This window comes from Humibacter antri (genome assembly GCF_054777235.1).
Map to the genome: position 1 here is coordinate 150,728 of NZ_BAAHAW010000002.1, position 25,680 is coordinate 176,407.

Sequence of the window (25,680 nt, forward strand, 5' to 3'; positions counted from 1 at the left end):
GGGTTGAGGTCGCCTACTCGCGGGTCGAGGCCGCCTACCCGCGGGTTGAAGCCGCCCACCCGCGAGTTGAGGCCGCCTACCCGCGGGTTGAGCTTGTCGAAACCCGATACCGCCTGAGGCCGGGTTTCGACAAGCTCAACCCGCGGTGTGGGCTCAACCGGCTCGATGGGTTGAATCCGCGGGGTGGGTTCAACCTGCGGGGTGGGCTCGAGGGGCGGGGTGGGCTCAACCGGCGGGACGGGCTCGACCAGCGGGACGGGCTCAACCGGCGAGAGATTCGCGGGATACGGCGGGCATCCGGTATGCTCTTCAGGTTGTCCGTCGGCAGGCATCCGCCTGCGAGTGCAGACGACGATGCACATACCCTCCTGCTGCAGAAAGCCTGCAGCCGTTCAAGTCCAGAGGAGGTGGGTTAGTCATGCATCAGTACGAGTTGATGGTCATTCTCGATCCGGAGATCGATGAGCGCACCGTTGCTCCCAGCCTTGACAAGTTCCTCAACGTGATCCGCACGGATGGCGGAACCATCGACAAGGTCGACATCTGGGGCAAGCGCCGCCTGGCGTACGAGATCAACAAGAAGTCCGAGGGCATCTACGCCGTCGTCGACTTCACGGCGAACTCGGATTCCACGCAGGAGCTCGACCGCCAGCTGAACCTTTCCGAGGCCGTCATGCGCACCAAGGTGCTGCGTGCCGAGGAAGCCATTGCGCAGGTCGCGGCCGCCCAGAAGCGCGCGGACGACAAGGCGGCTCGCAAGCGTCGTCCTGAGCCCGTCGAAGGGGCCGCGGCCCCTTCGAAGCAGAGCGCCTGAGCCCATGGCAGGCGAGACCATCATCACAGTGGTCGGCAACCTCACCGCCGACCCGGAGCTGCGCTACACGCAGAACGGGCTGGCCGTTGCCAACTTCACCATCGCATCCACTCCCCGCACCTTCGACCGTGCGGCGAACGAGTGGAAAGACGGCGAGGCACTCTTCCTGCGCGCGAGCGTCTGGCGCGACTTCGCCGAGCACGTGGCGGGATCGCTGACCAAGGGCTCGCGGGTCATCGCCACCGGGCGGCTCAAGCAGCGCTCGTACGAGACGAAGGAAGGCGAGAAGCGCACCTCGATCGAGCTCGAGATCGACGAGATCGGGCCATCGCTGCGCTACGCCACCGCGTCTGTCACGCGCGCTCAGTCGTCGGGCGGCGGCCGCATCGGCGGCGCACCCAGCGACGACCAGTGGGCGCCATCCACCCCGCAGGGGTCCGGCTCGAGCTCCGACGTGTGGAACGCGCCGGGCAGCTTCAACGACGAGACCCCGTTCTAAGAAACTCTTCTGCGTGGTTTCGAGACGGGCCTTCAGCCCTCCTCGACCACCAGTAATACTGAAGGAAAGAAACCATGGCTGGAAAGTCGAGCGGCGACCGCCGCAAGCCGATCCGCAAGGGTAAGGACGGAAAGAACGCCGCTCCGGCGAAGACCGTCCGAGTCGGCGTCATCGATTACAAAGACGTCGCCACCCTGCGCAAGTTCGTCTCCGAGCGCGGCAAGATCCGCGCCCGCCGCATCACCGGTGTCTCCGTTCAGGAGCAGCGCCTCATCGCGAAGGCCGTGAAGAACGCTCGCGAGATGGCTCTTCTGCCCTACGCAGGCTCGGGCCGTTAGGAGTCACCCATGTCGAAACTCATTCTGACGCACGAGGTCTCCGGCCTCGGATCGGCCGGTGACGTCGTCGAGGTGAAGAACGGGTACGCCCGCAACTTCCTCATTCCGCAGGGCTTCGCGATCGCGTGGACCCGCGGCGGCGAGAAGCAGGTCGAGCAGATCAAGTCCGCGCGTGCCGCACGTGAGCACGCGACCATCGAAGACGCTCAGGACCTCAAGCTGAAGCTCGAGGCCACCAAGGTGAAGCTGACCGTCAAGGCCGGCGCCGAGGGTCGTCTCTTCGGCTCCGTGAAGACGGCCGACATCGCTTCGGCCGTCGAGGCCGCAGGCATCGGCGCCGTCGACAAGCGCAAGATCGAGATCGGTGCACCGATCAAGACGGTCGGCCAGCACGAGGCCACGATCAAATTGCGCGACGACATCAACGCCACGATCACCCTCCAGGTGGTCGCCGCGAAGTAGTCGCTGCACCGTGCGAAACGGGCCGCATCCTCCACGTGGGGTGCGGCCCGTTTCGTACGGTGCGGCCCGTCGGGTTCAGGTGCGGCTCGGTGCTGTTCAGGTGGGTTTGATCGAAGCGCTACAGGAATCGGCATCCGCTACAGGAAAAGGCTGTAGCGGATGCCGATCGCTGTAGCGGAGGTCGATTCGTGTAGCGGGCATAGATGTCAACTCGTGTAGCGGATGCCGATTTGTGTGGCGCGAACGCGCTTGCTTGGAGTGTCGCGGGGCGCCGCGCAGCCGTTGCCAGAACTATCACTTCGGCCGGGTTTCCGCAACGTTTGTCCACATGTCGGGAGTGTCGCTGCGGGCCGGAGGCGCGGACATCCGAGAACTTTTCACACACAACCCTGGGATAACTTTCTGCCTGGTCAAGCCGACAATCCATTCAAGACCTGTCAACTTATCCCCAGAACTTCTCACACCTTCTGCACACGGCCTTCGGCGTTTCGCGCAGACTCTCCACACAGTTATCCACAGGACGAGTTGTGGCCGAGGTCGGCCCCTCCCTAGGTTGGTCAACGTTGCTCCGCGGTGTGCGGGCCGAAGCGCGAATCGTGGTCTTTGTCAGGGGTGGCTGAGACCGTATGAGAGCACGGCCGGATGCCACCGCAGTCGCGTCGTGCCCGCAACGAAGTTCGATGCGATCGGGGTGCGCAGCAGGAGGAACACGACCGGGCCGTCGGCTCGAGGGGAAGAGGAGGTCTGGGTGTCGATCGCACACCTTGGTCTGGCAGACGGCCGGCCCGCATCCGAGGCCCGCTCCACGGAGCGCACACCCCCACACGATCTGCTCGCTGAACAGAGTGCGCTCGGCGGCATGCTGCTGAGCAAAGACGCCGTGGCCGATGTCGTCGAGACCGTGCGCGGCGGCGACTTCTACATTCCGAAGCACGAGGTGACCTTCGAGGCGATCCTGTCGTTGTACTCGCGCGGCGAGCCGACGGATGTCATCGCGGTCACCGACGAGCTGACGAAGACCGGGGATCTGAGCCGGGCCGGCGGCCCCGAGTACCTGCACACTCTGACGAGCCTGGTGCCGACCGCTGCCAACGCCGGCTACTACGCCGAGATCGTCGCCGAGCGTGCCTTGCTGCGCCGACTCGTCGAAGCCGGAACCCGCATCACGCAGATGGGCTACTCCGGCGAGGGCGAGGTGCTCGACCTCGTCAACGAGGCGCAGGCTGAGATCTACTCGGTGACCGGTGCCCAGGAGGCCGAGGACTACATCCCGCTGACGGATGCCGTCACCGCAGCCATCGACGAGATCGAGGCGGCTCAGCACAAAGACGGCAGCATGACCGGAGTTCCGACCGGCTTCGCCGACCTCGACGACCTGACGAACGGATTGCATCCGGGGCAGATGGTGATCGTCGCCGCGCGCCCCGCACTCGGAAAGTCCACGCTGGCGCTGGACTTCGCGCGTGCAGCAGCGATCAAGCACGACCTGCCGACCATCTTCTTCTCGCTCGAGATGGGGCGCAGCGAGATCGCGATGCGTTTGCTCGCGGCGGAGGCATCCGTTCCGCTGCAGAACATGCGCAAGGGCACGGTCGAGTCCCGGGACTGGACGACGATCGCCTCCACCCGCGGGCGGATCAATGACGCCCCGCTGTACATCGACGACAGCCCCAACATGACGCTGGTGGAGATTCGCGCGAAGTGCCGAAGGCTCAAACAGCGCGTCGGGCTGAAGATGGTGATCATCGACTATCTGCAGCTGATGACCAGCGGCAAGCGCGTCGAGAGCCGCCAGCAGGAGGTGAGCGAGTTCTCTCGCGCGCTGAAGCTCTTGGCGAAGGAGCTTCAAGTTCCTGTCGTGGCGCTCTCCCAGCTGAACCGTGGGCCCGAGCAGCGCGCGGACAAACTGCCGGCGCTGAGCGACCTGCGTGAGTCGGGCTCGATCGAGCAGGATGCCGATGTGGTGATTCTGCTGCACCGCGAAAGCGCCTACGAGAAGGACAACCCGCGTGCCGGCGAGGCCGACCTCATCGTCGCGAAGCACCGCAATGGTCCCACGCGTACCGTGACCGTGGCATTCCAGGGGCACTTCTCGCGGTTCGCGGACATGGCGCCGGTGTAGTCGTGGGTTTGTGTAGGTTCCGCTTCTAGTTGGCGGATTCCGCGGCAAATTGGCGGCGACATGGCGGTACCGCCAACTATGAGTGGCTAGCTCTGTTCAGCTCCTAGAGCGATACGAAGACGCGGATACAACCTGCGGCAGCGACGCAGCCTGAACGGCGATGGGGCGTCTGTGTCAACCGTGTTCGTGCGAGGCCAGGCCTGCCCGGTTCAGTCAGTCGACTCGGCCGCGAAGCGGCGTGCTGCATCCCACCAATAGTTGTCTCGGACGCGGTAAAGGAGCGTCCGTTCACCCGGAACGCGACCGACGAGTTCGATGTATCCGGCGTCTTTGAGCTTGTGAATGAGCGGGTTTACCGAGCTGAAGTAGAGGCCGGTTGCGTCGACGATCTGCTTCGGAGAGAAGGTCTCGGCCTCGATGGAGGCTATCTCGATGAGCACGCGGATCATGTGGCTGTTGCCGAACACAAGCTTCGATGCCTCTGGCGTCAACGGCTCGACCATGGTCACGCTCCGAGTGTTCCATACCGCCCTGAACGCGCCGGGCAAGCGGCCCGGGAGTGCGTGGGTATCGGGCTTGAGCCACATGAGTTTCGAGGCTCATGTTGTCTCCCTGTGTGAATCTGACGTCTATAAGCTTACGAGAAGTAATTACGTGAAAGCCGTTCTTCGTAGCATGTAATAGGGCATTCAACAAGAGTCGTGGTGCATAGCATCGCAAGCCAACAACGGTGGCGCGCGTGCACGGGCTGACGGCGTAGGCGATACGAGCCTGGGTTCGTGACAGAGAAGCAGGAAGTCAGATTGTCGGTGCGTCGACCTGGAAACGCCGAAGAAGCGGTTCCGATCGACGACGCTCACGTGCCCCTCTTCGAGAAGACCATCCCGTGGCGTCCGTTCCGGTGGTATCGGAACCAGCGTCATTACCCGGGGCTCTATTGGTCGGCGACGATGGGTACCCATGTCGGGTATGAGTCGCTGCTCGAACTCGCGAACCTGATGTTCGCGGACTTCGATCCGGATGTGGTGTCGATTCGGTCTCAGCCGTTCTTGATCGAAGGGTGGGATGGCGATCGGATGCGCCGACATGTACCCGACTATCTGCTTGTCCGCGCTGATCACTCCGTGTGTGTGGTGGACGTCAAGCCGGCCTCCAAGCTGCCAAGTCTCCGCGTTCGCGACTCCTTGGAGTGGTCGCGCAGTGTGGTCGAGGGACGCGGGTGGGACTACCTCATCCAGACGGAGCCTGACACCACAGAACTGTCGAACTTGAAGTTCCTCGCCGGATACCGTCGCAGATTTCAGTTCGACCAGGTGCTAATCGACCGGGCGCGAGCGAGGCTGGGAGCGCCTGTCACATTTGGCGAGGCCGTTACCGTGGTAGCCGAGCCACCATTGGGCACGCTGACTGCCAGGGCCGTCGTTCTCCATCTCCTGTGGACGGGCGATCTCGTCACCGACATGTCCACGTTGCTTCATGCCGAAAGCGTCTTGGTCCCCCGGTGAACGCGACAGCCTCTCTCGCACCCGGGGTGAGCTTTGGATACGATGGCAGCCTTTGTACGGTCATCGAGGTCACTGCTTCCGGAGTGATCGTCCGCGATTCCGCCGCCCGGATCCGGCGCCTCAGTTACGTCGACATCCTGACGCCCATGGACGAGGGCGGGAAGTCGACCCTTCGAGGCATTCGTGACGACGATGCGGGCGCAACGCCGTTGAGCGTGCTGTGGAATGACGCGACAGAAGCTGCGAAAACCAGTGCACAGGTCCGCGCCGACCACGTGCGTGAAGTCATGACCGGCTTCAAGTCCGGAACACCGACCATCGCTCGAGGCGGTGAACCCCGCGGGCCGTACGCCCCCAGCGTGCCCTTCGCTGATCGAGTCAGCGCCAAGGCCGGCGAACTGGGATGCGGCATCCGGACGCTCGAACGATGGATCGCCCAATACAGGCAGTCCGGCGAAATTGGTCTGCTCGACAAGCGCCGCGCGCAGGTCGCTGCGACACTGTCGGGCCTGGACGGCCGGTGGCTCAAGACAGCACGAGCGGTACTGGACGAACAAGCTGGGCAACCGAGGGTTCAGAAGAAGATCATCCTCGGAAGAATTCGCGCGAGGGTCGAACGCGACTTCGGTCCCGGCGTAGTGGCGATACCGGGACAGACCACGGCGTACGAAGCGCTTGATGAGCTCGCTCGTGGGCGGAACATCTTCACGGGATCCACCAAGTCGAAGCGGTCCATCGCCAGCGGCCCCAACACGCCCTACGGGCACCTCCGAGCTACACGACCCGGTGAGTACGTTCTGCTCGACACCACACCGCTGAACGTCTTCGCCTTGAATCCGGTCACCGGAAGCTGGACGTCAGTGGATCTCACTGTCGCGATCGACCTCTACACCCGTTGTGTGCTCGGGCTCCGGATGACACCGGCGTCGACGAAGTCCATCGATGTCTCGGCCGTGCTCTTCGAAGCATTCCAGCCGATGGACGCCGTGCGGGATGCCCCTGCGCAAGCAGCTTGGCCCTACCACGGTGTAGCCGAAGGGGTCGTTGTGAACACGAAGTCCGTCCATCTCCGGCGGTTCAGCCCGCAGCCGGTTGTGCCCGAGACAGCGGTGATGGACCACGGGAAGGCGTTTCTTTCCGAGCACGTCGTAGGGGCGTGTGCCCGGCTAGGAATCTCCGTGCAGCCCGCGCATCTCTTCATGGGTAGTGACAAGGCCGTCGTGGAGCGGCTCTTCGGGACGATCGAGACCCTCCTGCAGCAACTCCCCGGATACAAGGGACGGGACATCTCTAGTCGAGGCGATCGGCCCGAGGAGGACTTCGTCTACACGATTCCCCAGCTTGAACAGATTGTGCGCGAGTGGATCGCCTGCGTCTATCACCTGACCCCGCACAAGGGCCTGTTCGATCCACGACTTCCCGGTGTCGCACTGACTCCCGCCCAGCGCTTCGAGCAAGGTATCGCGGTCGCCGGACTGCTTCGCGTTCCCACCGATCGCAACGTGCTGCTCGAGCTGCTTCCCGTCGTTACACGCCAGTTCAACCACTACGGAGTCGAGATCAACAAGCTCCGATACACGGGTGAGATTGTCACCAAGTACGCGAATCGGTCACGCACGAATACGCGTTCCGACGGGCGAAAGTGGCCGTTCTCGATCGACCCCGGTGACGTCTCCAGGATCTTCTTCCACGACCCAGACGACAACCAGTGGCACACCCTGAGATGGGACTACGAATCACTCGTCGACGTGCCCTTCACACTCGATGCACTCGAATTCGCGAAGAGGCGCGCCATCGAACAAGGCGAACCTACCCAGGTTGAAGCGGTGCTCGCCCAACTACTGGAGGACTGGGGCGCTGGCCAAGCACTGACTCCCCTCGAGCGCAGGACAAGCGCACGCATGGTGGCTCAAGCACGCACACAGGACACAGCGAGCGGAATAGACTCTTTGGCCACCGTTCAACGGCTCCTTGACGCCGCGCGAACACCCGAACCGGCCCTGATCGAAGAACTCTGCGGGGGAATCGTCGACCCCGATGGCCCGGAACTGTCGATCCGTGGCGGTGACGACGACGCGGACGACAACCTTGCCGACCCCATCCTCGACGACGCATACGAGCCCATGGAGTTGATGTGACGACGCCAAAACGACGGAGTCTGTCCCTATACGAAGGGTGGAAGACCTACGCAGAACGTCCGACACGAACACGGCCCGATCAGCTGCGTCGCAGCGAACTGAACAACCTCGACCAACGGGCACGTCAGGATTACGACCTCCGGCGACGCGACTGGCACGCGAATCTGTTGCTTCGCACACGGCAGGTTGAAGACATTCACCTTCAACTCGGCGACATCGTGGACAGCAACATGCAGGACGCCGATCGTGTGAAATCCACAGCTGTCATCGATGCACCACCGACCCTCGGGAAATCGACCACCATCAACGCATTTGGCCGCGCGTTTCATCAGGAACAGCTGCTCCGCTTCGGCGATTTCATAGAAGGCGACGACGAAGTCCTACATCTCCCGGTATGCCACGTCACTCTCACGGGGCGAACGACTATCAAGGGTCTCCACGAGATGATCCTCGGCTTCTTCGCCCATCCGGCAACGCACGGAGTATCGCACTACACCATGCGCGGACGCGACCTCGCGAGAGCCGCTGCCGAGTGCCTGGAACGTCACTCCACACGCCTGGTCATCGTCGACGATCTCCATTTCTTGAACATGCACACCCGGGACGGCGTCGAAGTCGCCAACCAGCTGAAGTGGCTCGCCAACGAATATGAAGCCACATTCCTCTTCGCAGGCGTCGCACTCCGCGCAAGCGGACTCATCGGAGAAGGCAAGACAGGTGCCGCCGCTGCGATGGCACAAACATTTCGGCGGTGGACCGTTCTCGGCATGAACTCGTTCACGCTCCGCACCGCGAACGGACGAGACGAGTGGAGCCGAATGATCCGAGGCCTGGTTGAGAACGTCGTCCTAGCCGACCAAGACCCTGAAGCGCTCGTCAACCTATCCGACTATCTCTTCGCCAGGTCAACAGGCAACATCGGTTCGCTGATGGACTTGATCAGACGAGGCACGTCGCGCGCGATCCGAACGGGAGCCGAAGCGCTGGACCGAGACCTCCTGGACGGTATCCGCATCGACGAAGGCGCGGAAGGCTCCCGGGCCGAACTCGAAGCCCAGCTGGCGAGGCCGCGCACCGGCGGCAGCAGATCGGGTCGTGCGCGCTCCGAGAAGGTCTCCCAAAAGTCGGCGGCGGCCTAGATATGTCGGCGGAGACCACAATAGAGCTGAGGCGACTCCCTTACGTACTCAGCCCACGACCCAACGAACCATTCGACTCCTGGCTCGAAGCGATGGCCGGCGCCCACAAGACCAGCCTCCTCCGCATGGCACGCGGCATCGGCCTCATCGATGAAGCCGTCGATGCCCGCTCGCCCGTCAATAGGAGGAACGCCTTCTCCTGGACGTTGTCACTATCCGACGATCAGGCGTCCCGAATCCATAAGACAACCGGGATACCGACGAAGCGGGTTCATGCGATGACAAGGGCCGGGCAAGCGCACGGGCTGCACGGCGACGACACGGCATGGCCGATCGGGTCTGGGTTCCCGGTGCGGGTCACCGGCAGCAGCTATTGCCCCGACTGCCTCCGCGAATCCGGTGGCAGGTGGCAGTCGCAATGGCAGTACGCGTTCGTATTTGGATGCCTACAACATCGGGTCCTTCTCGTGGAGACTTGCCCGCTATGTGGGCGCCAGCCACGTAGGCGAGTGCACGCGCTCAGCGGAATACCAATGCCCGGCCACTGCCATCATCCCCTGCTGGGAAGCACGAAAGGCCGGGACAAACCTCGCTGCGGCGCCGACCTGTCCGTTCACCCCGACCGCGTAGCACTCCCCGACAGTGCCGCACAGGCCCAGCACGCGATCCTCAGCGCGGTTGAGCGTGGAACCGCGACCTTCGGCATCTACGGAAACGATCCACAAGAGGCCACCCGCATGCTCGCGGACATCCGCTTGCTCACACTGACCACCCGAATGTCGCCGGACCGTGGAGCGCTTCGGGCGGTTGCCCTCACCAGTGAGATCGCAGACCGTTACCTCCGCTCCGCTGTCGAACGACCCAAAGCGAAGGGTGCAGCAGAACGACACATCCGCGACGCCGTTGAGGTGACTCTTGCCTACGAGGCACTCAACAACATCAACCGAGTGAAGCAGTGCATCGCAGATCGGCCCTCCATCAAGTTCGCCGCGGACACGGTAAGCCCCCAGATCCGAGCCATCCTGCGTTCGACACATTTGCGGGACGACCGCCCGGACACCGCGCCCGTCACTGCAGAGTTGGCGGTCAACTCAACCGTCACACGCCGCGCCCAGATGCTGCCGACACTTCTGTGGGATGAGATCGTCGACAAGTTCGCGCAGCCCTGCTCACTTGACCCCGAGATGCTCGCTATCACGATGGCGGCCTCCGTTATCGTCGCGGGAACATCGGAGCCCTACTCTGCTGGCCTGGCGCTCCTCGGCCGACCTCGCTCCGCGGTCGGCCAAGCCGCCTACGCGCTACGACGCATCCGGATGCAAGGGCGCGCGGAGGAACTGCGTGCCGTAACGCTGGAGCTCGCGGATTACCTTGACATAACACCGGCCCGCATCGACTACATGCGTCGTCGCGGCCTCGACTGTGGTGACCTTCTTCCACTGCGGCAGTGGCGCCCGCTGTGTGCCGCAATCGATCTCGACCCCTGCGGCAACAAGGCCTGGGTGATGGCACGGACCCTGCTCTACCAGCGACTGACTGGTAACCCGACCAGGCTGGACAAGCTGCCCTGGGATGATCCCTACGGAATGACCCGCCACGCCGTCTTGACGTTCAGTTCGAAACTGCCCGCCGCTCTCAGCGATGCGCTGGACAAGGTCGGCATCGAGTTCCTCAAGGAACGGCACATCGACGAACCGCTCGATTGGAAGCCCGCACTGGTTGCTGACCGGAGCACGCGCTGTCCCGCAAAGCCTTCAGGAACGAAAGAGCGGAGTGTTTGGCCAGCGGTTCGTTCATCACAGACCAAACTCCGGCGCCTGACATACGCGGAGCAATATCGCGCCGGCCTATCGATGGACCATATCGCTAGGCGTGAAAACGTCGATCGGTCGAGCGTCGTTGTCGCTCTGAAGAAGGAAGGGATCCGTCCTCGACCACCGGGTCGCCAACGGATCGCCATCGATCCGGGCATCCTTCGACAGCGCTACGAGTGTGAACTGAAGACGATTCAGCAGATCGCGACCGAGTTCGGGTGCTCAGTGAGTGTCGTCAATCAGAACCTGAGGCGGGCGGGAATCACAGTTCGTCCGCGAGGAGGCGGCAGCCATGCCCGCGTACTGCACGCGAATTCCGTCATCGGCGGGTCTTCGCTTCTCGAACGGGCGTTCAGCGGAGAAGCGGGGCGGTTGCGCGCAGAGCGATTCCTTGTCGTGGCCAGCCACGCAACCATTGCCGAAGCGGCCACGTCGATAGGAATCGCGGAATCGACGCTATCGGTGCAGATGTCGAGACTCGCGTCGCGAGCCGGTGGAAAGCTCATCAATCATGCCGAACGCGGCAGGCCACTCACGCTCACTCCCCTCGGCCAACAACTCGCCGCTGAGCTTCGCGCCGCTCCACACTTTGGATGACCGCCGTCTGGTCGCACCACTGCGCAGCCACAACTCAGGGAGACGACGAATGGACTGATGTGCACATGGTGCCCTCAGCCGAGCGGGTGCAGCGCTTCCCTATGAGTGCCGTTCGCCTTCCGACTTTGGCGCTGACTGAGGAAGCCAATGCAGGAGTTGGCGCCTCTTCGCTACCCGGCTTCGATGAAGTCGCGCGCGGCCGCCAGAACTTCATGACGACGGCCCTGCGCGAGCAGTTCGGCGGGGTTACCGTCGTCAAGCTGCGGATTGACACCCATGAACCAAGCCCGAACGACAGGTCCTGACTCGTGCTGCAGCAGAAGGTCGACGATCTGTGACGTCGCGTCGAGCCTGCTACGCGACTCGTCATCAATGGTGGGCACTGCGGTGTCGACCCAACCGACCACCGTCGTAACGTCCGCGCTGACAATGACTGCGACCAGACCTGCACCGAGTGTCTCGATCAGGGCTTCGAGTGCCATCGTCGAATTGGTGTTCCTCGGCTGCGGGGCCGGTGTGCGGTGGACCATTGCTTCGTCACGATCGGCTGCCACGAGCTCCATCCTCCACCACCCATTCGCAGTTCGTCAGTGACGGAGTCAGAGCGATGAAGTCGCCCTCACGCCGGTGTGTTAGACATCAGGTGCAGATCCTGCACCTGATGTCGCCATCGAGGCCAGAGCAGCCTGCCGGCCCAGGGAACGGCAAGTGTGCGATCCTGGCGGGTTGTTCACAAGGGAGGCTGTCGTGACTGACGAGATGTCCGAGATCATCGCGTTCCTCCTCGACCGAATCGTCGATGACGAGCGAATCGCAGGATTCGTCGCGGCCGACTCCCCGACCGAGGAGTCCCGGTTCTGCGTCTGGGCAACGCCGTTCGTCACTGATCCGGACCGGTTGATTGTCGCGATCGACTATCAACGCGTGCTGGCGGAATGCGCCGTGCAACGGAACTTCATCGAGACGTACCGGGAACTTGACCAGCACCCGTCAGCATCGAACGAAGCCGCGCGGGAATCGATGGAGGTGGTCATACGGCAGCTGGCGTCAGTGCACTCAACCCGCCCTGACTTCCTTGACTCCTGGTCGGATGACGAAGAACCAACTGGAGGGCTCTGATCACTGCTGGCGGGAGATCTGTGGGATCAGCGCAGTCGGAGATCAGGTGCGTCGGCGGGGAGGATCTCCTCGAGCGTTGAACCGAGTGCCTGAGTGAGTGCGAGAAGCGTGCGGATCGTGGGGTTGGCAGCGGTACCTGGCTTGGACTCACCCTTCTCGTACTTCTGGTACGTGTAGCGGGTGAGGCCGGCGCGGTAGGCGACGTCCTCTTGGCTCATGCCTTGGGCGATCCGGAGTCGGTGCAGGTTCATCGCGAGCTGAGCAACGTACGCACGCCAGGCGTCATCGACTGCCGCACGTCTCACCACGCACCCAGCGTCGCCAGTATCAGCAACCGGTATGGCCTAATCGGTATGGCATAATTCAGGAGGCCATACGAAACAATCAACACTCGACCACGGCGCGTTCGCGCTCTCGGCTTGCACGTGTGCCATCTCGCCCGCAGAAGCCAACGGCCGATGACGCAGCTTGCCGAGTCTGCCTGATTGTCGAGGTCCTGTTGATCGTCGATCCGCGTCCCGTCTGGTGGAGAGCCGTCGACGGGCCACCGCCAACCATCTGGACGATCATGTTCGAGGAGTTCACCGGTGCCGATACGGCGGACGAGTGGGGTCTAGCGGCAGCGATCTTCATCGCCCGCGTCCGTCACCGCACCGGACACGGTCCCACGTTCTCCGAGCTCTTCGCTGAATTGGACCCCGACTCGCGCGGAGTTCCCTCGCCCCTCCCCAGTCGCACCTATCTAGAGCGCCGACGCCTGATTGGCGACTTTCGTCTCTATGTCGCCATCGAATGGAAGCGGCGAGGCTGGATCAGCTGGGACCCACACGTCACGCGCAGTCTGCGCGTAGGTCGCGTGTTCCGGGAACGCTCCAGGCAGCGACAAACTGCAGACGCGACGACAGCTCGCAGCACCCAACCTTCAACCGGCGCGGCCGTGAGCAAGGAAGCCTCGAACCTTGCGTCGGGACTGTCGGCGTGAGAGGTGATCATGGTGGACATGGTCGACTTCGATGACTTCGCCTTCGTGACCTCAGACACTCACTTCAGTCACGCCCGCATCAGCGAACTCGCCAGCCGGCCCTTCAGCTCCGTCGAGGACATGGACGACGCGCTGGTCTCTCGATGGAACGCCCTCGTCGGGCCGCAGGATGCAGTCCTGCACCTCGGTGACCTCGCGCTAGGGCCGATCGCAGAGTCGCTGCCGATAACAGCCCGGCTGAACGGGCGGAAGTATCTGATTCCTGGCAACCACGATCGGATCTCGACGGCGACCCAGACCAAGCGGGCGATCGAACGCTTCAGGCCACTGTACGAAGAGCAAGGATGGACAATACTGCCAGAGATCCTCGACGGAACCCGACATGGCATCCGGCTTCGGGCCAGCCACTACCCCTACCGCGGAGACTCGCAAGAGACCGACCGCCACACCAAGGCACGACCCGTCGACGACGGCACGCCCCTCATCCATGGGCACATCCACGCGCACGATCACGGCGCAAACGGGCGCCAGTTTCACGTCGGCGTTGACGCATTCGACTACACCCCGGTCCGGTTCGAGGTCATCGACCGCTGGCTGGCTGGCCTCGCGGAGTAACCGACCTGATGAGCGACGACCTTGAGAATGAGTCCGGGCACGGTGGGCATGATGAAGGGACGCACCGGCGGTACCTGGCAACTCTCTATCTCGACATCGACGGCGTCCTCAGCCCGTTGCCGGACCACAAGGTCACGGGTCGAAGCCAATTCCGCCCCAGTCCGTGGCCGGATCGTCGCGGTCTCACCTTCGGGCTGCGCCCGACCGAGTACGAGCCGGAAATCGCTGTGCCGTGGTCCCCGTCGCTGGTCGTCGCGCTCGACCAACTGCGGGCCGAGTTCAACCTGCGGCTGGTGTGGAACACGTCCTGGCTCTCACAGTTCCCATTTGATGGCATCCGCATACTCACCCACGAGATGAACGGACTCCGGGGAGGGATCGAACCCGAGTGGCATCCCATCGACGACGCGAATGACGCAGAGCACGCGGCAGCTGAGAGCATAGGAGCACCCCTCAACGATCACCCGAAACTTCGCCTTGTCCGAGCTGACCAGGAGACGATCGGCGGGATGCCGTACATCTGGGTCGATGACGACGGACGCCGCGACTACACCGATGCCCGCACGGCGCCGGGAGGCATGTTCGCTCAGATCAAGCAGGTCACTTCGGGCATACCGAGCCTGCTCACCGCCCCGAATCGCTACCGCGGCATCACTCCGGGCCATGTGGCTCGAATGCGCAACTGGCTTGGCGCCTTGGCGAACTCCTGAGCGGCCTGGGGCCTGGTCGAGCCTCAGTAGTACTCCTGCACGTAGCCGAGGGCCTTCTCGAAGACCTCGTTGTCGCGGATCTTGAACTGAACGTAGAGCGTCTGTCGGAGGGCCTTGCGCACTTCACGGTCCCCTTCGAGCGTTGACTGCCATCCGTCGAATCGCACGGCGCGCACGACCTCGTCGATACGGTCAACGACGTTGGAGACGATGATTGGTGTCTCGTCGCCCTTCAGGGCCTCGAAGAGTTCGGTGAGCGCTGCCTTGCCCTTCTCCTCGCGCGGGATCTCGTTCTCTGCCTTCTCTGCAGCGACTGTGTCCTTTGCGAGCTCGAGCAGGTCGCGTAGGAAGTCGAGGCTGGACTGTTGGATGTCGGCGTACTTCTCGCGCAGCGCGTTGAGTCGCAATCCGAGCTCGATGAAGACCGGATTGTTGAGGTGGCGGGCGATCCGTGCCGTGATCTGCTTCTCGATTTGCTCGGTCGTTACGTCCTTGCGCTTTCCGAGCATCAAGTCTTCGATTGTCTGAGCGTCGAGCACGATGGTCTCATCGCCCTGAGGAATCTCAACTTGGACGCTCTCATTGATGAGTTCGATGGTCTTCGCGCCGAGCGCGTGCCAGACGAGACGTCCGGTGATGTCGGCAGGCCGGACGGACTCGTAGACGTCAGTCAGCCACTTGTAGTCGTCGCGGAAGTCCTTGAGCATCGGGTCAGGGCTCAGAGCCTCCCACAGCTGAGAGACCACGCTATACGCGAGACCGAACGCGTCCTTGACGCCGTCGCCGGCGATCGCTGCCTGCGCTTGGATGAGTCCTTCGTACCCACCGATCGAACGGTCCACGCCCGGGAAGAACGAGAGAGCCGCGGTCATCGCCGGTGCGAGTTCAGCTTTCAACTCCTCGATGTTCGAAATGACCTGTTGGACCGCCGCCTCGTCGAACGCCAACGACTTTGCGACGTCGTCGAAGATGCCGAGGTAGTCGACGATCAGCCCGTGCGTCTTGCTTGGCGGGTACACCCGGTTCGTGCGGGTGATCGCCTGGAGGAGCGTGTGCTCCTTGAGTGGCTTGTCGAGGTACTGCGTCTGCAAGATGGGTGCATCGAACCCGGTGAGCAGCTTCGCCGTCACGATGATGATCTTCAACGGATCCGCGGGATCGTTGAACCGTGCGACGATCTGCTCCAGCTCGTCGGCACCGGGCGTCCACTGTGCCCACGACGCGGGATCGGTCCGCGCCTTCGACATGACGATCGTGGATGCCTCGGGCGGAAGCATCGTGTCGAGCGCTTCCTTGTACGCAACACAGGACGCCTTGTCGTACGCGACCAGCTGCGCCTTGAAACCCTCCGGTTCCACCTTCTCAGTGAAGTGGGTGACGACGTCGTCGGCGATCTGACGGATGCGCTCGGGCGCCTTGATGAGCACCTCGATCGACGCCGCCTTCTTCGACAGCGTGATCTTCTCGTCCTCGGTGAGGTTGCGCTCCACGGCGAGTTCCGCGAAGGCGGCGTCGATCTTCTCCTGGTCGAGGTGGATCTCGCTCAGGCGCGGTTCGAAGTGCAGCGGAAGCGTTGCGCCGTCGCGGATCGAGTCCTGAAAAGAGTAGCGGGACAGGTACCCACCTTCGTCCTCGGATGAGCCGAACCACATGAATGTGTTGCGATCGCGCTTGTTGATCGGGGTTCCGGTAAGGCCGAAGAGGAACGCGTTCGGCAGTGCCTCGCGCATTCGTCGTCCGTAGTCGCCCTCCTGCGACCGGTGGGCCTCGTCGACCATCGCGATGATGTTGTGTCGGTCGTCGAGCACCCCATCGACTTCGCTGAATTTATGGATCGTTGTGATGATGATCTTGCGTGCACCCTGGCTCAGAAGCGTCTGCAGTTCTTGGCGTGAGTCCGTCGAGACGAGGCCCGGCACATCGGACGCGTTGAAGGTGCCTGTGATCTGAGTGTCGAGGTCGATGCGGTCGACCACGATCAAGATCGTTGGATTCGTCAGTTCGGCCATCGCGCGCAGCTTGAGCGCCGTGAATACCATCAACAGCGACTTCCCCGAGCCCTGGAAGTGCCAGATGAGTCCCTGCTTGATGCGGCCGTGCAGCACGCGTTCGACGATGAGGTTAGTGGCCAGGAACTGCTGATACCGCGCGATGACCTTGATCTTGCGGTGCCTCGCATCCGTTGCGAACACCGTGAAGAACCGCAGGAAGCCAAGAACGGATGCCGGAGCCAGCACCCCGTTCACAGCCTCTTTCACAACCTCAAGTCCGACCTTCGCCGGCGCGCCCGCGTCAGCCTCCTCTTCACGCCAGGGACCCCACAGTTCGACCGGCATCCCGACCGAGCCGTAGCGGAAGTCCTTGCCCTCGGTCGCGAACGACAGAACGTTCGGCACGAAGAACTGCGGAACGCTTGCCTCATAGTCGTCGTGAATTTGCGCAGCTGCGTCGATCCACGAGTACGCGGCACGGATCGGTGTCTTCGCTTCACCGACCACGAGCGGGAATCCGTTGCACCACAGCACGAGGTCGAACCGCTTACCGAGCCGCCCCAGCTGGAACGTGACCTCGGTGGCGATCATCCACTGGTTCGAGGATTCGTCATCCAGATGTTCGAAATCGATTAGCCGGACGGTCGTGTGCTCACCGTTGGGGCCGAACGGCATCGACTTCTGCCCGGTTAGCCACGCCATGAACTCCTCATTGGCGACGACCGGATGGGGGCTGTTACGCGCGGAAATGAGGATGGCGCGCAGCGTGTAGATCACCTCGTCTGCCTTGGCGGGGTCATCGTTGATTTCGGGGTTCAGGCGCATGAGCGCTGCCTTGAGCGCGCCCTCCAGCAGTACTTCGTCGGTCCGGCGAGGGAGCTCGCTGCCGGGCACGAACTGCACATCGCCTGACGCCACGAGGTCCCGTACATAGTCGCGGACAGTGTTCGCTTCGTTGAACTGAGCCATCACATTCCTCCCGCAAGGTCATTCGTGAGACTCTGTAGCAGCCGCTTGGTGGCCTTGAGCTCAGCCTGGAGTAACCGGACACTTTCGTTGGCGAGGTCGGCCTTGGCAACGAAGGCCTTCTGTTCTGGGATTGAGGCTCGCCGCACTCTCATCGAGGCCGCCCCGCCGACTCCGATGTGTCGAATGTTCGTCCCAGAGGCTGCTGCGAGGAATTTGCCCGTATCGAATGCCCAGTGGCAATAGTGCTCGGCGTACCCCGGGGTGGAGATGCCGTCGACCGCCCGGTATCGAAGCAGAGTGTTCTGAAAGCACACCACGCCTGGCATGTCCGCGTGCCAGACGGCGGGCATGCCTACGGAAGGCGCGCTGGCACTGGCCTCTGAGACCAGCACGTCGCCATCCTCCAGTCTGAACTTCTCTTGCTCGCGGGGCTCGAAGTTCATTGACTTCACATCGCTCGTGTCGACACCTCCACGTGTCACGTTCGCCGACCGTAGATACGGAACGACGTGCTCCCCTACTTCATGCTTTGGAGAGCGTTGGCGACCAATTGTGATGCCGAAGAATTCGTCAGCTGGGGCATCGTCCTCGCGGCCGGCGAACATGTCCGAGCGCATCGAAAGGAGAACGGCCTGAGCAGATCGGGCCGCTGCTGAGACAGACTGTTGGTGTCGATCGGCCGCCCACAGTAGATCAGCGAGGCGCCTCTGCTCCTCAAGAGGAGGGAGGCCAAGCTCGAATCGCTGGAACGGCCCCCACAGCAGACGTGGGTTCATCGATCCGGTGGCCTCGACGGTGGCGTACTCGATGAACGGATCCGAGGCGAGGACAAACGGGAGAAACTCCTGTAGTAGCCCGTTCTCAGGGATGGCATCGAGCACGTACGTCTTGTCAGCGACGACTCCAGAGAATTCAACGACGCCAGACTTGCGCAAGTACGGACGGGCGGAAACGAAGAGGATTTGCCCGGGCCTGAAGACGTAACGGAATGTCGAACCCATCTGACCGTCCTTGGGGTCGCCCCAGCGGTTGATCTTGGTCGAGTCTCCGTCAATGTGACCGCCCGCGACGTACCGTTCGATCCCCGCTTCGAACGGGTCGACCTGCTTACGCGACCGACGGACGACATCGCCAAGGCGGACACTTTTCCACGTGGACTTGTCCAGGTTGAGGCTCACGCGATCACTGCCGTCCGGAGCGCGTCGAGCAGGTCCGAGACCGATGAGTCGGCATCGGCGGAGGCAGCGCGCAAAACGCGCACAGCTGCAGCCGTGCCCGTGATGTGCGTTCCCGCCACCATGGGCGGAGCGGTGGTCCCGGCCTTCACATAGGCGGGGATCGCAAGACTATGGTTCTTCGTCGCGATCTGGTCGAGGGTCGCGACGGTCGCGAATCCAGGCTCATCCACGAATCGCTGGAATGCGTGGAGCATCCGCTTCTGGTGGCCGTCGCTCAGGAACGATTGCACTCCGGAGCGGTAGTACTCGTCCTTTGCGTCGATGAACAGAACCTTCCGTCGACGTTCGGCCGACTTGTTGGCGTTCAGCACGAGGACGATGGCCTCCATGCTTGAGTTGTAGAACAAGCCGTGCGCTAGCCCAATGACCGCCTCGATGATGTCTGACTCGACCATCGCGCGCCGCAGTGTTGCCTCCGCTACGCGGTGGAGGACGCCGTGGGGGAGCAGGATCGCTGCACGCCCGGTCTTCGGGTCGAGGCTCTTGGCGATGTGCTGAATAAAGGCGTAGTCCGCTGCATTCTGTGGCGGGACGCCCCAGACGTTGCGGCCATATGGATCCTTAGCGAATGCTTCTCGGTTCCAGGACTTGATCGAGTAAGGCGGGTTTGCGAGGACGACATCAAACGTCTGAAGCCCTCCCTTGTCGTCCAAGAATGCGGGTCGGGCGAGAGTATCGCCATGGGCGACATGGCAGTCGGCAATGCCGTGCAGGAAGAGGTTCATGCGGGCGATCGCGGATGTTCCGTAGTTGAGCTCTTGGCCGTAGAGCTTGAGGTTGCGCCACTCCTTGCCCTGTCGCCTGACTTCCGCGGCTGTCGAGATGAGCATTCCTCCAGTGCCGCACGTCGGGTCGTAGACGGACTCGCCGGGCTGGGGTTCGAGCATCAGGGTCATCAGGTGCACGAGGGTCCGGTTCGTGTAGAACTCCTGTGCGGTGTGACCGGAGTCGTCGGCGAACTTCTTGATGAGGTACTCGTACCCGTTGCCGAGCTCGTCTTCGGGAAGGTTTGCGATCGACAGCGTCTGCGTCGAGAAATGCTCAATCAGGTCAGAGAGGGTTGAGTCGGGCAGCAGGTTCTTGTTGCCCCAATCGCCGTCGCCGAACACTCCAGGCAGCGTGTCGGGGTTCGCAGACTCGATCGCGCGCATCGCTCGCAGCACGGTGGCGCCGATGCTCGCCGTCACGACGCGGACATCGCGCCAGTGGCATCCATCCGGAATTGCGAAGCGATGGTTCTCGGGCAGGTCGGCGAGTTCGTCGTCACCGTAGGTGTCGAGCGCCGCGGCGTGCTCTTCGTCGTAGACATCGGAGATGCGCTTGAGGAATACCAGCGGGAAGATGTACTGCTTGTAGTCGCCGGCGTCGATGAGTCCGCGGAGGACGACCGCGGCGCCCCAGAGGTAGTCCTCGAGTTCCCGTTGGCTGATCTGGTCGGTCAAGCGTTCAAACCCCACTTCGTGAGTTCTTCTTCCAAGGCTGCGCGAGTCTCCCGCGCACGCTCATGCGCGGCTTCGAGGTTCGCCAGAGCCTCGGCGAGTGTGATCTTCTCGCCCGTCTCGGCAGGAGCGACGTACAGCGGAATGTTGAGGTTGAAGTCGTTGCCCTCGATCTCGGCGAGATCGGCGACGTGGGCACGTCCGTCGATATCCGCGTATCCGCGGTACGCATCGAACAGGGCGGTCGCGTGTTCGGGTTCGAGGGTGTTCTGGTTGCGGCCCTTCGTCATCAGGTCTTCGCCGTTGATGAACAGCACCTTGTCCTGTTGATCGGCCGGCCGCTGATGGCGCAGGATCAGCACACAGGCAGCGAGGCCGGTGCCGTAGAAGAGGTTCGGGGCGAGACCGATCACGGCCTCGATCTTGTTCGCCTTGAGGATGTGGGTGCGGATGCGGGCTTCGGCGCCCTGTCGGAACAGTGCGCCTTGTGGAAGCACGACGGCGACTCGGCCGGTGTTCGGATCGGCCGAGGTGAGCATGTGCTGCACCCACGCCCAGTCCGCGTACCCCTTCGGCGGGACTCCGCCGATCTGGTTGCGTCCCCACCGGTCGGATGCCCACTCGACGTCACCCCAGGCCTTGAGCGAGAACGGTGGGTTCGCGAGAACGTTGTCGAATCGAGCGAGGTGGTTGCCCGTGTAGAACGCGGGGTTGCGCAGCGTGTCTTCGCGCACGACATGGAAGTCCTCGATGCCGTGCAGCAACATGTTCATACGCGCGATCGCCGACGTGGCGAGCACCTTCTCCTGGCCGTAGAGCTTGCCCCACAGCGTCTTCGGGCTGCCGCCGGCATCCTTCACATGCTCGATGACTTCGATGAGCATGCCGCCCGTCCCGCATGCGGGGTCGTACACGCTCTCACCCTCCTTCGGGTCGAGGATGTTCACGAGCAAGCCCACGACCGAGCGTGGCGTGTAGTACTCGCCGGCCTTCTTGTTGGACTGGTCGGCGAATCGCTTGATGAGGTACTCGTACGCGTTGCCGAAGACATCCGGTGCCACGCTTGCGTTGCTAAGTGTCTTCGTCGAGAAGTGTTCGATCAGGTCGGCGAGCTTGCGGTCGGGCAGCTTGTCCTTGTTCGTCCAGTTCGCGTTGCCGAAGATGCCGTAGAGGGTCTCGGGGTTCGCCTTCTCGATCTCACGGAACGCCGCCTGCAGCGCGGTGCCGATGTTTGTGGTCTTCTCGCGCACGTCCGACCAGAGATGGCCGCGCGGGATCGCGAAGCGGTGATTCTCGGCGAACGCGGCGAACTCGTGGTCTCTACCGGACTCGTCGAGTGCTCGATCGAACTCCTCGAGGTAGACGTCACTGATCCGTTTGAAGAACATCAACGGGAATATGTAGGCCTTGAAGTCAGCCTGGTCGATGCTGCCGCGCAGGAGGTCGGCGGCCTGGGCGAGGTACTGCTCGAGCTCGGACAGTGTGAGCCGTGCCGTCATCGAGTGAGTCCTTCGGAGGTCGTGCTTGAAAGGGACGCGCCGTGGCGGACGGCATTAAGGATTACAGTCGTCAGGCTATCGGCGGCTTCAGACGCTTGCTTCGCGAGTTGGTGGGCTTCCCGCGCATTGCTGACGGCGGTGTGGATGGCTCGCTGGTCTTCGAGCGTCGGGACGGGGACCTCGATCTGCCGTACCGGAATGCGCTGAATGGCTGCCCCTGCGGCGAACCGGCCGTTCCACTCGCCGGCGAGAACGTCGGCCAAATACTGCGGGTCCAGCTTTGTGTGGTCGAGGACTCGGATCCGGGAGACTCCACCGACCGGGAGGTGGCCTCCTTCCTTGTCGATCACCGCGCGAACTTTGTCGATGGTGGTCAGCAGCACATCGCCGGGCCGCGTGAGCGCGGCTGAGGTGCCGATGTCAGGGAGCGCATCAACTGACACAAGCTCACGCGTCCGGACGGCCGTGGCGTCGATGCGCCTGTCTTCGAACCCGGTGGTACCCGATTGCGGGGGGCGCGTAGGGACGACTTCGATCGCTCCTGCGTCGACGAGCTCAGCGATAGTCAGCACTGTCGGCTCGCTATCGAGGCGGAGAGGTTCCACCCGCTCTACCGTCGAGGCAAGGCCGGCGGAGGCCCCGAGCAGTTCAACCCTCGCTCGGTGGAAGTCGGTGGCCAACAGGGCGCGGTCGACAGCATCGGTCAATACCCATCTCGCGGGGCTGAGGTCCGAATTGCCTGCTGCAAGTTCGTCGACCGGTACCCGTGCGTGCGGGACACCGACGAGCGACTCATCGTTCGTCAGCCACTTGGCGACCTCGTTCTCGGGTGCTTCGACCTCAGAGCCGTCTATCAGGAGCACCTCGCCGCGAGAGGGCGATTCGGGGTCACCGAGGACCCATAGCACCGGCGCGATGGATGTGTGCGGCAACATCTTGCCGGTGAGCGCCACGACAGCGCGCACCCAGCCGCCGAGAAGCAGGTTTCTGCGGATCCCGGATTCCGCTCCGCTGCGGAAAAGAACGCCCGGAGACGTGAGCACGTAGCCGACGCCGCCCGGTGCCAGGTGGGCCACCACATGCTGGAGCCAGAAGGAGTCACCACTGGAGCGCGGCGGGATACCGAAGCGGAGGCGTGGGTCGAGCATGGTTGTCTGCGGGTCGATGCGCAGCCCGAAGGGTGGCTCGGCGATGATTATGTTCGCGCGCAGGTCCGGATCTGGGTCGTTCGCGAGGACATCGCCAGCACGCAGTTCAAGATCGACGCCGCGCAGCTCGGCGCGGCCGCGCGCAATTTCTGTCGCTGCTGCATTGATCTCGTTGCCGACCATGCGGTCGGGGCGAGCGCCCATGGTGACCGCTTGAAGAAGCGCCACGCCGATTCCGCTGGCCGGGTCGTACAGCGTTCCGCCGTCGATGGGTGCGGCAAGTGATGCGAGGAGCGTACTGGTTCGCGAACCGACGAACCCATTCTCACCGGCCGACTTCCCGAGCGCGCGAGAGGTCCGTTCGAGGAGTCCGTCGATCGCGCCAGCAAGCTGATCCCGTGGGATGCTCTCGAGCGTATGGCGGAGTTCGTCAGTCAATGACCGACTGACCCGATGGGGTGCATGCGATGGGCGACCTTCAATGAGGTCGACCGCGGTCTGGACAAAGAGCTGACCGAACTCATAGATGGCAACATGCCCGCGGAAGAGGTTCGCTACCCCCCAGAGGCGCGACTCCCATGCTCTCTCATCGGAGTCGGCCACCGTGTCCGACTTCTGCTTCTCGGGGTGAGCTACCAGCCATGACGCGATGTCGGATGCGGCGAAGAGCGGCTTATTCGCACTTCCCCCCACTGGCCGTGGGAAGTCGTCCATGCGCTTGCGCCAGTTGCTGACCGCGGCCCGGGAGACACCGGCGAGGTCGGCAACGTCGCTCGGTGAGAGGAGCCCCTCAGCGGTCGGGGTTGTCATGCTGTCTCCAGGAAAGAGTCTTGGTGATAGTCCAGGTAGACGGTGTGGGCGGCCGCCATACGGAGTCGCCGAGAGCAAGCGTCGGAACGAGCGGCGATGGTGACGTCGACACCGGCCGCGCCGAGCGCAGAGACTGTATGAGCGAAGATCCCGTCGCCGGAGGCAAGCACAATCTCGGCGAATCGCTCACTGATGCGCTCGGTTTCGAGGATCTCGAGAAGCTCAAGATCCGCCCCGTCCAGGCCGGGGCGGAAGACAAATCGTCGCGCGCCCTGCCACTCAAAGCCGACAACGTCTGCGCTGAGGCGGCCGCAGGCGACGACGTCCTGATCATCGGGTCGGCGTCCGACGGTCGCCACGAGCGCTGTCTCCGCGTCATGGACTTGTCGTGCCATGGTGACCCCACCTCCAACAATGTTCTCGATGTCGACGAGGACGAGGCGACGACTGTGCGCCGCATCAAGTGTGTACATGCTATCAGCCCATCTGCTTGTGAATCGGATCACCACCCTGGCGCCGATGAAGATCACTGTAGGGCGGATGTTGAAGGATTGCAAGTGTGAATCGAATTCACGCACGAGCATGGTGTGGGCGAGGTTCACATGTGATCCATCCAGGCCGCGCGACCTGAGGGAGTGCTGCGGTCGGCCGAGCGCGGCAGCGGGTGGACTGGTGAACACTGACCCCGCGAATGGGTGAGGTTGCAACGGTGCTGATCGGCGCGGCGACTTCCGAATCCATTCAGCGACCCAACAGTGCCGTCTCGGCTGGATCAGCTGGCAGCAGGGGATGGAACGGAGTCTGCCTGTCCGACCAGTCTTCCGCGAGCACTTACACCGTCACCCAGCAGAGCGGAGGGCGCGGCGGGGTGCATGGGACCAGTTGAGCGCCGCCGAACAGGCGGCCGCAGCGCCGGAGCCGTTACCTGGCGAGGCGCCACTCTTCGGCGAAGAGGCCGCAGCGTTCGGCCGGCGACTGATCGAGTGGGCGGAAGAAGGCGAAGAGGAAGGCCAGGACGACGTTGGTCAAGCCGGAGCCGAGTCGGTTGGGACAAGTACTGGTCCTTGTTTCAAACTCTCCGCGGTCGCGATGTCTGCACCGTGCGATAGAAAGGAATCCGGGTTGGGCGACAGTCATCGCGGCAGTCATCGGCGCGGTCGGACTGATCGTTGGCGGAGCTCTTCGCGAGCGGCTTGCTGCGGAACTTCGTGACGCCAACCGCCTGAGCGTAGCCATCGACCAAATGCGGAAGGGTACGGGCGAGCGCCAGTTGGTTGAAGAGTACCGAGACGACCTTGTCGTGTCGTGCGTCGTTGGTCGGGTGTCCCCGCACGACAGCGCCTGGCGCACTACTGGAATCTATGCGGCAATGCTGGGCATGCTGTTCCTGATCGGGACGCTGTTCCTGTCCGCGCTCACGGGCTTGTCGGCGGTGACCGGTTCGGCCCGCGGCGCCACTCATCCTGCCCATGGCGATCATGGTCGTCGCTTCCGCGCTCTGCTTTGCCGGTGCGGGCTACGCGGCCAGGAAGTGGTCCGCCAGCGTCGACTCTTACATGAGAGTCGCCCGGGCTGAGCGCAGCATGCGGGAGCCGGAGAGCAAGTGGTTCTCTGAGCAAGACAAAGTTCACAAAGCGCGGGGCTTGAGACGCGCGGATCGGAAGCAGCAGTCACCTCCGGAGGAGCCGACGCAACGCTCTCAAGCGCACCAGCGGGCTGGCGTGGCTCCTGC

At 63.1% G+C, this 25,680-nt stretch carries 21 protein-coding genes; 12 read left to right on the forward strand and 9 right to left on the reverse strand.

Translation table 11 applies throughout. The annotated features are described in order from the left end of the window. Positions 1 to 418 precede the first annotated feature (418 nt). From rpsF to dnaB, 5 genes are all read left to right on the forward strand, one after another. The gene (gene rpsF / locus ACYVDK_RS01415; RefSeq protein WP_460516861.1) at positions 419 to 814 is read left to right on the forward strand and encodes a 30S ribosomal protein S6; all 396 of its coding nucleotides are present in this window, start codon (positions 419 to 421) and stop codon (positions 812 to 814) included. Between the two features lie 4 nt (positions 815 to 818). Continuing rightward, on the forward strand, positions 819 to 1,313 hold the full coding sequence (locus ACYVDK_RS01420) for a single-stranded DNA-binding protein (RefSeq protein WP_460516864.1): 495 nt from the start codon (positions 819 to 821) through the stop codon (positions 1,311 to 1,313). Positions 1,314 to 1,387: 74 nt separating this feature from the next. Beyond that, complete coding sequence (gene rpsR, locus ACYVDK_RS01425; RefSeq protein WP_460516867.1) at positions 1,388 to 1,651, forward strand: small ribosomal subunit protein bS18; 264 nt, start codon at positions 1,388 to 1,390, stop codon at positions 1,649 to 1,651. A gap of 9 nt (positions 1,652 to 1,660) precedes the next feature. After that, the gene (rplI, locus tag ACYVDK_RS01430) at positions 1,661 to 2,113 is read left to right on the forward strand and encodes a bL9 family ribosomal protein (RefSeq protein WP_460516870.1); all 453 of its coding nucleotides are present in this window, start codon (positions 1,661 to 1,663) and stop codon (positions 2,111 to 2,113) included. A 748-nt stretch (positions 2,114 to 2,861) separates the two neighbouring features. After that, complete coding sequence (dnaB, locus tag ACYVDK_RS01435; protein WP_460516872.1) at positions 2,862 to 4,235, forward strand: replicative DNA helicase; 1,374 nt, start codon at positions 2,862 to 2,864, stop codon at positions 4,233 to 4,235. Positions 4,236 to 4,444: 209 nt separating this feature from the next. On the opposite strand, the gene ACYVDK_RS01440 is transcribed toward dnaB, so the two are convergent. After that, positions 4,445 to 4,744, reverse strand: a complete 300-nt coding sequence (locus tag ACYVDK_RS01440; protein WP_440295102.1) for a hypothetical protein — start codon at positions 4,742 to 4,744, stop codon at positions 4,445 to 4,447. Positions 4,745 to 5,014: 270 nt separating this feature from the next. Here ACYVDK_RS01440 and ACYVDK_RS01445 point away from each other — a divergent pair, with 270 nt between their 5' ends. The 4 genes from ACYVDK_RS01445 to ACYVDK_RS01460 all read left to right on the forward strand — a co-directional run bounded on the left by ACYVDK_RS01445 (position 5,015) and on the right by ACYVDK_RS01460 (position 11,428). Next, positions 5,015 to 5,740 carry a TnsA-like heteromeric transposase endonuclease subunit gene (locus ACYVDK_RS01445; protein ID WP_460516875.1) on the forward strand — a complete coding sequence of 242 codons (726 nt, stop codon included), beginning with the start codon at positions 5,015 to 5,017 and terminating at the stop codon, positions 5,738 to 5,740. A gap of 146 nt (positions 5,741 to 5,886) precedes the next feature. Further along, positions 5,887 to 7,878 (forward strand): helix-turn-helix domain-containing protein, encoded by a 1,992-nt coding sequence (locus ACYVDK_RS01450; protein WP_460516878.1) that lies wholly within the window; start codon positions 5,887 to 5,889, stop codon positions 7,876 to 7,878. After that, positions 7,875 to 9,017 carry a P-loop NTPase family protein gene (locus tag ACYVDK_RS01455; protein WP_460516880.1) on the forward strand — a complete coding sequence of 381 codons (1,143 nt, stop codon included), beginning with the start codon at positions 7,875 to 7,877 and terminating at the stop codon, positions 9,015 to 9,017. Before ACYVDK_RS01450 ends, ACYVDK_RS01455 begins: the two co-directional genes overlap by 4 nt. Positions 9,018 to 9,019: 2 nt before the next feature. Next, entirely contained in the window at positions 9,020 to 11,428 is a 2,409-nt protein-coding gene (locus ACYVDK_RS01460) for a TniQ family protein (RefSeq protein ID WP_460516883.1), read from the forward strand. A gap of 170 nt (positions 11,429 to 11,598) precedes the next feature. Here the strand turns inward: ACYVDK_RS01460 and ACYVDK_RS01465 are convergent, their stop codons facing one another. Then, positions 11,599 to 11,982: a hypothetical protein gene (locus tag ACYVDK_RS01465; RefSeq protein ID WP_460516886.1), complete on the reverse strand. Its 384-nt coding sequence runs from the start codon at positions 11,980 to 11,982 to the stop codon at positions 11,599 to 11,601. A gap of 193 nt (positions 11,983 to 12,175) precedes the next feature. On the opposite strand from ACYVDK_RS01465, the gene ACYVDK_RS01470 reads away from it, so the two are divergent. Beyond that, positions 12,176 to 12,547 carry a DUF6221 family protein gene (locus ACYVDK_RS01470; RefSeq protein WP_460516889.1) on the forward strand — a complete coding sequence of 124 codons (372 nt, stop codon included), beginning with the start codon at positions 12,176 to 12,178 and terminating at the stop codon, positions 12,545 to 12,547. A gap of 26 nt (positions 12,548 to 12,573) precedes the next feature. Here ACYVDK_RS01470 and ACYVDK_RS01475 read toward each other — a convergent pair whose 3' ends face one another. Continuing rightward, complete coding sequence (locus ACYVDK_RS01475) at positions 12,574 to 12,798, reverse strand: helix-turn-helix transcriptional regulator (RefSeq protein WP_460517364.1); 225 nt, start codon at positions 12,796 to 12,798, stop codon at positions 12,574 to 12,576. Between the two features lie 749 nt (positions 12,799 to 13,547). Between ACYVDK_RS01475 and ACYVDK_RS01480 the strand changes: the two genes are divergently transcribed. Together ACYVDK_RS01480 and ACYVDK_RS01485 are read left to right on the forward strand one after the other, a co-directional pair. Beyond that, a complete protein-coding gene (locus tag ACYVDK_RS01480; RefSeq protein WP_460516891.1) occupies positions 13,548 to 14,144 on the forward strand; it encodes a metallophosphoesterase in 597 nt (198 codons plus the stop codon). A gap of 8 nt (positions 14,145 to 14,152) precedes the next feature. Continuing rightward, complete coding sequence (locus ACYVDK_RS01485) at positions 14,153 to 14,854, forward strand: HAD domain-containing protein (RefSeq protein ID WP_460516894.1); 702 nt, start codon at positions 14,153 to 14,155, stop codon at positions 14,852 to 14,854. A 23-nt stretch (positions 14,855 to 14,877) separates the two neighbouring features. On the opposite strand, the gene ACYVDK_RS01490 is transcribed toward ACYVDK_RS01485, so the two are convergent. The 6 genes from ACYVDK_RS01490 to ACYVDK_RS01515 are packed head-to-tail and all read right to left on the reverse strand — an operon-like array spanning position 14,878 to position 24,550. Further along, positions 14,878 to 17,814, reverse strand: a complete 2,937-nt coding sequence (locus tag ACYVDK_RS01490) for a type I restriction endonuclease subunit R (RefSeq protein ID WP_460516897.1) — start codon at positions 17,812 to 17,814, stop codon at positions 14,878 to 14,880. Beyond that, entirely contained in the window at positions 17,814 to 18,992 is a 1,179-nt protein-coding gene (locus ACYVDK_RS01495; protein WP_460516900.1) for a restriction endonuclease subunit S, read from the reverse strand. Before ACYVDK_RS01495 ends, ACYVDK_RS01490 begins: the two co-directional genes overlap by 1 nt. Then, a complete protein-coding gene (locus ACYVDK_RS01500; protein WP_460516903.1) occupies positions 18,989 to 20,494 on the reverse strand; it encodes a type I restriction-modification system subunit M in 1,506 nt (501 codons plus the stop codon). Before ACYVDK_RS01500 ends, ACYVDK_RS01495 begins: the two co-directional genes overlap by 4 nt. Further along, positions 20,491 to 21,990 carry a type I restriction-modification system subunit M gene (locus tag ACYVDK_RS01505; protein ID WP_460516906.1) on the reverse strand — a complete coding sequence of 500 codons (1,500 nt, stop codon included), beginning with the start codon at positions 21,988 to 21,990 and terminating at the stop codon, positions 20,491 to 20,493. The genes ACYVDK_RS01500 and ACYVDK_RS01505 overlap by 4 nt, the downstream gene beginning before the upstream one ends. Next, entirely contained in the window at positions 21,987 to 23,948 is a 1,962-nt protein-coding gene (locus tag ACYVDK_RS01510; RefSeq protein WP_460516909.1) for an N-6 DNA methylase, read from the reverse strand. The genes ACYVDK_RS01505 and ACYVDK_RS01510 overlap by 4 nt, the downstream gene beginning before the upstream one ends. Beyond that, the gene (locus ACYVDK_RS01515) at positions 23,945 to 24,550 is read right to left on the reverse strand and encodes an NYN domain-containing protein (protein ID WP_460516912.1); all 606 of its coding nucleotides are present in this window, start codon (positions 24,548 to 24,550) and stop codon (positions 23,945 to 23,947) included. Before ACYVDK_RS01515 ends, ACYVDK_RS01510 begins: the two co-directional genes overlap by 4 nt. Positions 24,551 to 25,680: the final 1,130 nt, after the last annotated feature.